This window comes from Zhihengliuella alba (assembly GCF_039538765.1).
Classification (GTDB): domain Bacteria; phylum Actinomycetota; class Actinomycetes; order Actinomycetales; family Micrococcaceae; genus Zhihengliuella; species Zhihengliuella alba.
This window is the reverse complement of record NZ_BAABCJ010000001.1, coordinates 951,608-963,485: the sequence shown is the minus strand read 5'-3', so window position 1 is coordinate 963,485 and position 11,878 is coordinate 951,608. Positions and strand designations below refer to the sequence as shown.

The 11,878-nt window shown below is 72.3% G+C and carries 6 protein-coding genes; all 6 read left to right on the top strand.

The features are described 5' to 3' along the window. The first annotated feature begins 292 nt into the window (after positions 1–292). The 6 genes from ABD784_RS04255 to ABD784_RS04230 all read left to right on the top strand — a co-directional run bounded on the left by ABD784_RS04255 (position 293) and on the right by ABD784_RS04230 (position 11,832). Positions 293–1,285 carry an ABC transporter substrate-binding protein gene (locus ABD784_RS04255; protein ID WP_344880411.1) on the top strand — a complete coding sequence of 331 codons (993 nt, stop codon included), beginning with the start codon at positions 293–295 and terminating at the stop codon, positions 1,283–1,285. Positions 1,286–1,293: 8 nt separating this feature from the next. Then, the gene (locus ABD784_RS04250; protein WP_344880408.1) at positions 1,294–2,871 is read left to right on the top strand and encodes a sugar ABC transporter ATP-binding protein; all 1,578 of its coding nucleotides are present in this window, start codon (positions 1,294–1,296) and stop codon (positions 2,869–2,871) included. Beyond that, complete coding sequence (locus ABD784_RS04245; RefSeq protein ID WP_344880405.1) at positions 2,868–3,887, top strand: ABC transporter permease; 1,020 nt, start codon at positions 2,868–2,870, stop codon at positions 3,885–3,887. The genes ABD784_RS04250 and ABD784_RS04245 overlap by 4 nt, the downstream gene beginning before the upstream one ends. Next, a complete protein-coding gene (gene yjfF, locus ABD784_RS04240; protein ID WP_344880402.1) occupies positions 3,884–4,879 on the top strand; it encodes a galactofuranose ABC transporter, permease protein YjfF in 996 nt (331 codons plus the stop codon). Before ABD784_RS04245 ends, yjfF begins: the two co-directional genes overlap by 4 nt. A gap of 256 nt (positions 4,880–5,135) precedes the next feature. Beyond that, positions 5,136–9,452 (top strand): alpha-L-arabinofuranosidase C-terminal domain-containing protein, encoded by a 4,317-nt coding sequence (locus ABD784_RS04235; protein WP_344880399.1) that lies wholly within the window; start codon positions 5,136–5,138, stop codon positions 9,450–9,452. A gap of 85 nt (positions 9,453–9,537) precedes the next feature. After that, on the top strand, positions 9,538–11,832 hold the full coding sequence (locus ABD784_RS04230) for a LamG-like jellyroll fold domain-containing protein (RefSeq protein WP_344880396.1): 2,295 nt from the start codon (positions 9,538–9,540) through the stop codon (positions 11,830–11,832). Positions 11,833–11,878 lie beyond the last annotated feature (46 nt).

The following is an 11,878-nucleotide window of genomic DNA, read 5'->3' as shown; positions in this document are numbered from 1 at the left end:
GGCCGACCGCCGGCCGTCGGGGCGCGCTCGCCCGGACGCGGAGCGGCCCCGCCCGCCGGCGGTAGCCGGGTGCCCCGGAGGAACCTCCGGGGCACCCGGCCCTTCGGCGTGCCCGCGCCCCGCGGACCCCGTGGCGCGCCCTCCTCGGGACCGCCCAGAACGTTACCTCTTCGTGACTTGAGCCACCCTTGCGCTCCGTATTGTTAGCGCTAACATTGTGAGCGTTGACACATCACATCGCACCCCAGGGTGCTCGACCGCGGCCCGGCCGCGGCATCTCGAGGAGGACAACATGAAGCGGAAGACTTTCCTGCGCAGTGCAGCGGCGGCGGCCTCGATCGCGGCGGTCGCCGCACTGACCGCCTGCGGTGGCGGCGGCGACGACGCGGCCGCCGGGGGAGGCGGTGGCGGGGACACCATCTCGATCGGGTTCTCCCAGGTCGGCGCCGAGTCCGGCTGGCGCGCGGCGAACACCAAGTCCATCCAGGACACGCTGACCACCGAGAACGGCTTCGAGCTCAGCTTCTCCGACGCGCAGCAGAAGCAGGAGAACCAGATCCAGGCCATCCGCTCCTACATCGCGCAGGGCATGGACGTCATCGCATTCTCGCCCGTGGTGGAGACCGGCTGGGACGCCGTGCTCCAGGAGGCCAAGAGCGCGGGCATCCCCGTGATCCTCACCGACCGCGCCGTCGACACCCCGGACGACTCGCTCTACGAGTCCTTCATCGGCTCCGACTTCGTCCTCGAGGGCGAGCGCGCCGGCGAGTGGGTCGCCGAGAACTTCGACGGCCAGGGCATGAAGCTCGTCGAGCTGCAGGGCACCACCGGCTCCGCGCCGGCGATCGACCGCAAGGAGGGCTTCGCCACGGCCATCGAGGGCACCGACATCGAGGTCATCGACTCCCAGACCGGCGACTTCACCCGCGCCGGCGGCAAGCAGGTCATGGAGGGCTTCCTGAACTCCCACGACCAGATCGACATCGTCTTCGCCCACAACGACGACATGGGCCTCGGCGCCATCGAGGCCATCGAGGCCGCCGGGCTCACCCCGGGCGAGGACATCAAGATCGTCACCATCGACGCCGTCAAGGACGGCATGCAGGCCCTGGCCGACGGCAAGATCAACTACATCGTCGAGTGCAACCCGATGCTCGGCGAGGACCTGGCGGAGGTGGCCAAGAAGGTCGTCGCCGGCGAGGAGGTCGAGAAGCGGATCGTCGTCGAGGACGCCGAGTTCACGCAGGAGCAGGCCGCCGAGGCGCTGCCGACCCGCGAGTACTGAGGGCTCCCATGACTGCAGCCACACCCGAGACCAGAACGGCGGCCCCGCCCCGCCCCGACCCGCCCACGGCCCCCGTGGTCGCCATGGAGGGCATCACCGTCGAGTTCCCCGGCGTCAAGGCGCTCGACGGCGTCGACTTCCGGCTCTTCCCCGGCGAGGTCCACGCCCTGATGGGGGAGAACGGCGCCGGCAAGTCGACGCTCATCAAGGCGCTGACGGGCGTGAACCCCGTCGCCGCCGGGAGCATCGCCGTCGCCGGGGTCGAGACCCGGTTCAACGGCCCGGCCGACGCCCGCGAGCGCGGCATCTCCACCGTGTACCAGGAGGTGAACCTCTGCGGGAACCTCACGGTGGCGGAGAACATCATGCTCGGCTCCGAGCCCCGGCGCCTGGGCGGCCTCGACTGGCGCGCCATGCGCCGGGAGGCCGCCCGGCACCTGGAGCGCATGGGCCTGGGCATCGACCCGGCCAGCTCGCTGGACTCCCACTCCCTGGCGATCCAGCAGCTGGTGGCGATCAGCCGGGCCATGGTGGTCGAGGCGCAGGTCCTGATCCTCGACGAGCCGACGTCCAGCCTGGACGCCGGCGAGGTCGAGCAGCTCTTCGCCGTCATGCGCCGGCTGCGGGACGAGGGCGTGGCGATCCTCTTCGTCTCCCACTTCCTGGACCAGATCTATGAGATCTCCGACCGGATCACGGTCCTGCGCAACGGCCGCCTGGTCGAGGAGCGCGCCACGGCGGACCTGCCGCAGCGCGAGCTCGTCTCCCTCATGATCGCCGGGAAGAGCGGGGCGGACATCGGCGAGGCCCGCCCCCGCGGCGAGCGCGCCGCCCGCGACCCGCAGGCGGCGCCGCTGCTGCGGGCCGTCGGGCTCGGGCGCAAGGGCTCCGTGGAGCCCTTCGACCTGGACCTCTACCCGGGCGAGGTGGTCGGCCTGGCCGGGCTCCTCGGCTCGGGCCGCACCGAGCTGGCCCGGCTCCTCTCCGGGGCGGACCGGGCGGACGCCGGGGCGATCCAGTTCGGCGGGGAGACCACCCGGCTGCGCACGCCGCGGGCCGCCCTCGCGCACAAGATTGCCTACACCTCCGAGGACCGCAAGGGCGAGGGCGTCGTCGGCGACCTCACCGTCCGGGAGAACATCGTGCTCGGCCTGCAGGCCGCGCGCGGATGGATGCGGCCCCTGCCCCGGGGCAACGTGGACCGCATCGTCGCCGAGTACATCAAGGCGCTCGGCGTCCGGCCCGCCGACCCGGAGGCGCTGCTGCGCAACCTCTCCGGCGGCAACCAGCAGAAGGTGCTCCTGGCGCGCTGGCTCGCCACCGCGCCCCGGCTGCTGCTGCTGGACGAGCCCACCCGCGGCATCGACATCGGCGCCAAGACCGAGATCATGAACCTCGTCTCCGAGCTCGCCGCGCAGGGCATGTCGGTGGTCTTCATCTCAGCCGAGCTCGAGGAGGTCCTCCGGCTCAGCGACCGGATCGCCGTCATGCGCGACCGCCACAAGGTCGCCGAGATCGACGGCGGCGACGACGTCGGCGTGCCCCAGCTCATCGACCTGATCGCCAGTGGAGGCCAGACCCAGTGAACCGCATCCTCAAGAACCGGCTCCTCTGGCCGCTCGTGGCGCTGGCGGCCCTGCTGCTCGCGTGCACCGTCCGCCGGCCGGACATCCTCGGGGTCACCGTCCTCGACGGCCACCTCTTCGGCGCCCCCGTCGACATCCTGCGCAACAGCGCCCCGCTGCTGCTCGTCGCCCTCGGCATGACGCTGGTGATCGCGACCCGCGGCATCGACCTCTCCGTCGGGGCGACGGTCGCGATCGCCGGAGCGGTGGCGATGACCTTCATCGCCAGCTCCCCGGACCCCGGCTCCCTCGGCACGGCGGTGGGCGCCGTCGTCGTGGCCCTCGGCCTCTGCCTGGTCCTCGGGCTCTGGAACGGGTTCCTCGTCTCCGCGCTCGGGATCCAGCCGATCATCGCCACCCTGATCCTCATGACCGCCGGCCGCGGCGTCGCCATGCTGATCACCGGCGGCCAGATCACCACGGTCAACAGCGCGCCCTTCGCGCAGCTGGCCTCCGGATTCTGGCTCGGCCTGCCGGTCGCGGCCCTGATCGCCTACGGCGTCTACGCCGTCGTGGCGCTACTGGTCCGGCGCACCGCGCTGGGCATGCTGCTCGAGTCGGTGGGGATCAACCCCAAGGCCAGCCGGCTGGCCGGGGTCAAGGCGCGGACGCTCACCTGGACCGTCTACGCGCTCTCCGGGCTCTTCGCGGGGCTCGGCGGCCTGATCCTCGCGTCCAACACGATGGCGGCCGACGCCAACAACGCCGGCCTGTTCATCGAGCTCGACGCCATCCTCGCCGTGGTCATCGGCGGCACCGCCCTCTCCGGCGGCAAGTTCAACCTCGGCGGGACCCTGGTCGGCGTCCTGGTCATCACCACCCTGACCCTGACCGTCACCGTGCTCGGGGTCTCGCCGCTCGTCACGCCGCTCTTCAAGGCGATCGTCGTGGTCGCCGTCACGCTGCTGCAGTCCCCGAGGCTGCGGGCCACGCTCGCCGGCCTCGGCCGGACCCGTCCCCAGGAGGTACGCGCATGAGCGCCATCGCCGCACCGCACCAGATCGCCGGGGCGGGCCGCTGGTCCCCGGACCGCCGGTACCTGCCCGTCATCGGCACGTTCATCGTCTTCGCCCTCATGGTCACCATCGGCGGGCTGCGCTACGAGAACTTCCTCTCCCCGGCGGTGATGTCCAACCTCTTCATCAACAACGCCCACCTGATCGTCCTGGCCGTCGGGATGACGTTCGTGATCCTCACCGGCGGGATCGACCTCTCCGTCGGGGCCGTGCTCGCCCTCTCCTCGGTCATCACCGCCACCCTGCTGCAGGCGGGGTGGGCGCTCGCCCTTGTCGTCCCGGTGGCGATCCTCGCCGGCTCGGCGATCGGCTACGGCATGGGCGTGATGATCCAGTACTTCGAGATCCAGCCGTTCGTCGCGACGCTCGCCGGGATGTTCCTGGCGCGCGGGCTCTGTTTCCTCTTCGCCCCCGAGTCCGTCCCCATCCGTGACGAGTCGTTCATCGCGCTCGCCGGCTGGGGCGTCCCCCTGGGCCGCTGGCGCGTCACCGCCGCCGTCGTCATCGCGCTGCTCATGGTCGCGGCCGCCTGGTGGGTCCTCCACCGGACCCGCTTCGGCCGCACCGTCTACGCGGTGGGCGGCGGCGAGCAGTCGGCCACGCTGATGGGGCTGCGCGTCGCCCGGACCAAGGTCCTCGTGTACGTCATCTCCGGCACGTGCGCCGGCGTGGCCGGACTCCTCTTCGCGATGTTCTCCCGCTCCGGCTACGCGCTCACCGGCGTCGCCATGGAGCTCGACGCGATCGCCGCCGTCGTCATCGGCGGCACCCTCCTGACCGGCGGCACGGGGTTCGTCCTCGGCTCGGTCATCGGCGTGATGGTCCTGGGCTTGATCCAGACCATCATCACCTTCGAGGGCACCCTCAGCTCCTGGTGGACCAAGATCGTCATCGGCGCCCTGCTGCTGATCTTCGTGGTCCTCCAGCGCATCCTCACCCTGCGGCGCACCTGACCGCACGGTCCGGGATGCGGCGGCGGCGGGGACCCCGCCGCCGCCGCACCCCGAGCGCCCGCCGCCCCCGGCGCCGGGCACCACCGTCGACACCCCCTGCCCGGCCCCGCCGGGACCCGAGCGATCCGCGGCCCCGCGCCCCGGAGCGCCCTGTCGGCGTACCCGCACCACAGCCCGTCCAGCGGCCCTGCGCCCGCCCGGCTCCACGGCGAGCACGCCCGTCCGCGGGACAACCCACCACGGAGGTAGTCACCCGATGCAACCCCGAAAACTCTGGGCCACGCCGCTGGCGCTCGCCCTCGCCCTGGCCCTGCCGGCCTCGGCCGTGGCAGCGCCGCCGGCGCCGCCCGGCCCGCCCGGCCCGCCCGTGCCGGCCGCCGTCGACGTCGACGACGCGGACTACGGCGCGTACGTCTTCCCCTACTTCACCGGCGAGAGCACGGACGACGGCGAGAAGATCCATCTGGCCGTCAGCGAGTCGGACGACCCGATGTCCTGGCACACGCTCAACGGCGGCGAGCCCGTCCTGGAGTCCACGCTCGGCACCCAGGGCCTGCGCGACCCGTTCCTGATCCGCTCGCACGACGGCGCCAAGTACTACCTGATCGCCACCGACCTCAAGATGCACGGGGGCGGCACGTTCGGGGACGCGCAGGAGACCGGCAGCCGCTCGATCATGGTCTGGGAGTCCACCGACCTGATCGACTGGTCCGAGCAGCGCGAGGTGGTCGTCGCCCCCGAGAGCGCCGGCAACGTCTGGGCCCCCGAGGCCCACTGGGACGAGGCCAACGGCGAGTACGTGGTCTACTGGGCCTCCGCGCTCTACCCGGACGACGTCGCCCCGGAGGACCGGGACATCGCCACCTCCTACCAGCGGATGATGTACGCGACCACCACCGACTTCGTGGAGTTCTCCGAGCCGCAGGTCTGGATCGACGAGCAGCGCGGCGACGGCCGCGGCATGATCGACTCGACCATCGCCGAGGTGGGGGACACGTTCTACCGGCTGACCAAGGACGAGAAGGACATGACCGTCCGGCAGGAGTCCTCCGAGGACCTGCGCCGCACCCAGGGCGTGACCGAGGGCGACGGCTGGGACCTGATCGCCGAGCAGATCGGCGTCGGCCAGCCCAACCCGTGGGGCGGCACGTTCACCTCCGGCGAGGGACCCACCATGTTCCCGTCGCTGACGGACGACGGCTGGTACCTCATGATCGACCAGCCCTCCTACCACGGCGGCCAGGGCTACATGCTCTTCGAGACCGAGGACCTCGCCACCGGCGACTGGACCGCGGTCCCGGACGCGGACCTGCCCTCCAGCCCCCGCCACGGCACCGTCGTGCCCATCACGGACGCGGAGCAGGACGCCCTGCTGGAGGCCTACCCGCCCACCGCGGTGCCGGACCTCGTCCCCGAGGACCCCTTCCTCCTGAACGGGCCCGCCGCCACCCGGCACCTGGTCGCCGCCGACGACGGCGCCCTGGGCCTGGCCGCCGACCGGCCGCTGGAGGCCCTCCGGCTCACCGCGGCGGAGACCGCCGCCGAGGACGGGGACGACGCCGTGCGCCCGGTGACGCTGACCGCGGACGCCGGCAGCGTCGTCGTCCGCGACGGCCGCCTGGCGCTCGCCGACCCCGCCGACGCCGGCGGGACCGCGTGGCGCCTGACCGACGCCGGTGGCGGCGAGATTCGCCTCCGGCTCGCCGACCCGGCGGTGGACGAGGCCGCGGCCTACGCGACCCGCACCGAGGACGGCGCGCTCGCGCTCGGCCCCGCGGACCAGGCCGCGGCGTTCACGCTCGGCTCCGGCGCCCTGCAGGACCACACCCTGCGGATCGACGGCGACGCCACCGCCCACGAGATCAGCGACACCATGTACGGCGCGTTCTACGAGGACATCAACTACGCGGCCGACGGCGGCCTGTACGCCGAGCTGGTGCGCAACCGGTCCTTCGAGTTCGCCCCCGCGGACAACGCCTCCTTCAACGGTCTGACCGGCTGGGAGACCGTCGGCGCGGGCAGCGTCACCGTCGAGTCCGAGCGCGAGACCTGGCTCAACGACTCCAACCGCGCCTACCTGGAGATCGCCGCCGAGGGCCCCGGCGCCGGCGTGCGGAACACCTCCTACAACGAGGGCGTGGCCCTCGAGGAGGGAGAGTCCTACGACTTCAGCGTCTGGGCCCGCACCCCCGTGGCGCAGGAGCTCACCGTGACCCTCGAGAACGCCTCCGGCGAGCGGGTCCACGGCGCCGCGACCGTCGCGGTGGACGGCTCCGACGAGTGGAAGCAGTACACCGCGACCCTCGAGGCCGACGCGGACACCAACGCGGCCCGGCTCGAGGTCGCCGCCGGCGCGGCCGGCACGCTGCGCCTGGACATGGTCTCCCTCTTCCCGCAGGACACGTGGGTGGGACCGGTCAACGGCAAGTCCGTGCTGCGCAAGGACCTCGCCGAGATGGTCGCCGAGCTGGACCCGGGCTTCCTGCGCTTCCCGGGCGGCTGCGTCACCAACGTCGGCACGTTCGACACCTACCTGGAGTCCGACGGCGCCGACCGCCAGCGCACCTACCAGTGGAAGGAGACCATCGGCCCGGTGGAGTCCCGGCCGACCAACTGGAACTTCTGGGGCTACAACCAGTCCTACGGCATCGGCTACCTCGAGTACATGAAGTGGGCCGAGGACCTCGGCGCCACCCCGCTGCCCGTGGTCTCCGTCGGCGCCAACGGCTGCGGCTCGAGCATCCCGGAGATGACCGACGACGAGCGGATCGACCGCTGGGTCCAGGACACCCTGGACCTCATCGAGTTCGCCAACGGCGGCGTGGACACCGAGTGGGGCGCCGTGCGCGCCGACCTCGGCCACCCCGAGCCCTTCGGGCTGGAGTACATCGGCCTGGGCAACGAGGAGAACACCCGCACGTTCGAGGCGAACTTCCCGCGGTTCCGCGACGCGATCGCCGCCGCGTACCCGGACATCACCATCATCTCCAATACCGGGCCGGACGACTCCGGCACGCGGTTCGACGAGCTCTGGGAGTTCAACCGGGCCCAGGGCGTGGACATGGTCGACGAGCACTACTACAACGACCCGTCCTGGTTCCTCGGCAACGACGAGCGCTACGACTCCTACGACCGCGAGGGGCCGGACGTCTTCCTCGGCGAGTATGCCTCCCGCGGCAACACGTTCGCCAACGCCCTCTCCGAGGCCGCCTACATGACCGGCCTGGAGCGCAACTCCGACGTCGTGAAGCTGGCGTCCTACGCGCCGATGTTCGCCAACGAGGACTACGTCCAGTGGGCCCCGGACATGATGTGGTTCGACAACGACGAGTCCTGGGCCTCGGCGAACTACTACAACCAGAAGCTGTGGATGAACAACGTGGGCCACGAGGTGGTCCCGTCCACGCACGAAGGCCCGGCCACCGCGGCCGGCGATGTCTCCGGCGGGATCTTCCTCTCCAGCTGGCTCACCCAGGCGGCGTACGACGACGTCAGCGTCACCGACAACGCCAGCGGCGAGGTCCTCTTCTCGGACACCTTCGAGGACGGATCCCAGTGGGAGCCGGTCGCGGGGCAGTGGTCCGTGGCCGACGGCGAGTACGTCCAGGCGGACGCGGGCGTCGAGGACGCGCGCAGCCTGATTACCGACGCCTACGCCAAGGACTGGGACAACTACACGCTGGAGCTGACCGCCCGCAAGGACGGCGGCAGCGAGGGCTTCCTGGTGGGCTTCGCCGCCGGCGCCAGCGACGACTTCTACTGGTGGAACCTCGGCGGCTGGGGCAACACCCGGTCCGTGCTGGAGCGCGCCGACGGCGCGCGCCAGGGCGAGGTCGCGGCCAAGGAGGGCTTCTCCCTCGAGGAGGGGCGCGAGTACCAGGTGAGGATCGTCGTCGACGGCCGCACCGTGGAGCTCTACCTCGACGGCGAGCTGCACCTGTCCTACACGGAGCCGGCCCCGAAGGCGCTCTACCAGGTGGTCACCCGCGACACGGAGACCGGGGAGCTGATCGTCAAGCTCGTCAACGCGACCACCACGGCCGCCCGGACCACCATCGCGGTCTCCGACGCGGAGGTCGCCGAGACCGTGCAGGCGACCGAGCTGGTGGCCGATCCCGCGGCCGTCAACACCAAGGCGGACCCCGAGCGCGTCGTGCCGCGCGACTTCGAGGTCCCCGGCGCCGGGGGCGAGTTCGTCTACGAGGTCCCGGCGAACTCGATCACCTTCCTCCGGCTGGACACCGGGGCCGGTGACGAGCGCGCCGCGACCACCAGCGAGGCCAAGCTGACGCCCGGCACGGTCACGGCCGGGCATGGTGCCAAGGCGCACGTGAGCGTCGCCGCCGCGACGACCGCCGCCGAGGATGCCGCGGGGGCAGCGGACGCGCCCACGGGCGAGGTCCGGGTCACGGTGGACGGCACCGAGCACACCGCCGTCCTCAAGAACGGCAAGGCCAGGGCCACCGTGCCCACCGACGGGCTCTCGCCCGGGACCCACCCGGTCACGGTGGAGTACCTCGGCGACGAGGCCCACGCCCCGAGCGCGACGGAGGTGACGCTGACCGTCCGCTGACCGCAGGACCGGCCGGGTCCCGGCGCTCACCAGCGCCGGGGCCCGGCCCCTCACGCACGACCCCGCACCACCAGAGGAGACGAGCATGCCCCGACCCCCGATCCTGCGAACCCTGGCGGCCACCGCCGGGCTCGCCCTGCTGCTGCCCCTGGCCGCGGGCCCGCCGGCCGCCGCCGCACCGGAGACCGCGGCCCCGAAGCCGCGCACCGCGCCCGCCGAGGCACCGCGCGCCGAAGCCCCGCGCGGCGAGGCATCCCGCGGCGACGCCGTCCCCGCAGCGGCCGACGCGTCCGGGACCGAGCCGACCGGGACCGAGCCGTCACCGACGGACCCCTACGGCTACCTCTTCTCCTACTTCGTGGGCGAGGGCACCGCCGACGGCGAGCAGGTGTACTTCGGCCTCAGCGAGGGGGACGACCCCCTGAACTACCGCGACCTCAACGACGGCGAGCCGGTCCTGACCTCCGGCATCGGCGAGCAGGGCGTCCGGGACCCCTTCATCATCCGCTCGCCGGAGGGCGACAAGTTCTACCAGATCGCCACCGACCTGAAGGTCCACGGCTCCTGGGACTGGGACGGCTTCCAGCGGCACGGATCGCACTCGATCGTGGTCTGGGAGTCCACGGACCTCGTGGACTGGAGCGAGCCCCGCCTCGTGGAGGTCGCGCCCGAGAACGCGGGCAACACGTGGGCGCCGGAGGCGTTCTACGACGAGGAGCTCGGCGCCTACGTGGTCTTCTGGGCCTCGAAGCTCTACGCCGAGGACGACCCGGAGCACACCGGCAGCCAGCACAACCGGATGATGTACGCGACCACCCAGGACTTCGTGACGTTCAGCGAGCCGCAGGTCTGGATCGACCCGGGCCACTCCGTCATCGACTCGACCGTCATCCGCGAGGACGGCGTCTACTACCGGTTCACCAAGGACGAGCGCTCCAACACGGCGGCCAGCCCGTGCGGGAAGTTCATCACCGCGGAGAAGTCCACGGCGCTGCGCTCCACCGACTACGAGTTCATCGCGGACTGCATTGGCCGGGCGACCGCCGACTCCGCCGGCATCGACCGGGGCGAGGGGCCGCTGGTCTTCAAGGACAACCACGCCGAGCGCTGGTACATGTTCATCGACGAGTTCGGCGGCCGCGGCTACGTCCCGTTCGTCACCGACGACCTGGACTCGGGGGAGTGGCGGGTCGCCGAGGACTACAGCATGCCGTCCCGGCCGCGGCACGGGACCGTCCTGCCCGTGACCCGGGAGGAGTACCACCGGCTCCTCGCCGCCTACCAGCCGGACCAGCTCGTCGAGACCGTCCAGCCGGTCGAGGTGGCGACGCGGAAGAAGCAGGAGCCACTCCTGCCGGACGAGGTCCCCGTGACCTTCGCCGACGGGACCAGCGGGAGCGCCGCCGTCGACTGGGACGCCGTCCCGGCGGAGGACTACGCCGCCCAGGGCACGTTCCAGGTCTCCGGCACCGTCGCCGACTCGCTCGAGGCCGCGGTCGCCACCGTGCACGTGCAGGCCAAGCCGATCAAGGCGACGTCCGTGGACATCGAGCAGGAGGGGATCGAGCTCTGGCAGCACGGCAGCGCGAGCCTCGCGGCCGCCGTCGTGCCGGCCAACGCGACCGCCGGGATCCGCTGGGAGTCCTCCGCGCCCGGCGTCGCCACCGTGGCGGACGGCGTGGTCACGGCGGTCGCCCCCGGCACCGCCGTCGTCACGGCCGCCTCCGGCGGGGTGCGCGACACGGTGGAGGTGACCGTGACCGAGGAGCCGCCCGGCCTGACCGCGCACTTCCCGCTCGACGAGCGCGGGGGAGCCTCGGCGGTCGACGGCGTCCCGGACGCCGTCCTCGCCGGCGGCGCGACCGCCGGCGAGGACGGCGTGAGCCTGGACGGGGTGGACGACCACGTGGTCCTGCCGCAGGATCTGCTGGCCGGAGTCGAGGACGTCACCGTCTCGCTCGAGGTGCGGATCGACCCCGGCCAGCGGACGCCGTACTTCATCTACGGCCTGGGCAACAGCACCGACGGCGCCGGGGACGGCTACCTCTTCACCACCGGGGACGCGTACCGGACCTCGCTGTCCCCGGGCAACTGGTCCGGCGAGCAGACTGTGTCCTCCGGGCGCGCCCTCGAGCGCGGGGTCTGGAGGACCCTGACCTACACGCTCGCCGGCGAGACCGCCACGCTCTACCTGGACGGGGCCGTGGTCGGCACCCGGGAGGGCGTCACGGTGGACCCGGCCGACCTCGGCGACGGCAGCACCGCCGCCAACTACATCGGCCGGTCCCTCTACGCGGCGGACCACCACCTGCACGGCGAGGTGCGCGACTTCCGCCTCTACGACCGGGCCCTGGCCCCGGAAGAGGTCGCCACGATCTGACCCAGCGGGAGAGGACGCGGGAGAGGACGCGGGAGGGAACGCGGGG

Bases quoted from the DNA above. Each gene is read 5' to 3' on its own strand.
- ABD784_RS04250 (WP_344880408.1), top strand. From the start codon at position 1,294: ATGACTGCAGCCACACCCGAGACCAGAACGGCGGCCCCGCCCCGCCCC.
- ABD784_RS04230 (WP_344880396.1), top strand. From the start codon at position 9,538: ATGCCCCGACCCCCGATCCTGCGAACCCTGGCGGCCACCGCCGGGCTC.
- ABD784_RS04255 (WP_344880411.1), top strand. From the start codon at position 293: ATGAAGCGGAAGACTTTCCTGCGCAGTGCAGCGGCGGCGGCCTCGATC.
- ABD784_RS04235 (WP_344880399.1), top strand. From the start codon at position 5,136: ATGCAACCCCGAAAACTCTGGGCCACGCCGCTGGCGCTCGCCCTCGCC.
- yjfF (WP_344880402.1), top strand. From the start codon at position 3,884: ATGAGCGCCATCGCCGCACCGCACCAGATCGCCGGGGCGGGCCGCTGG.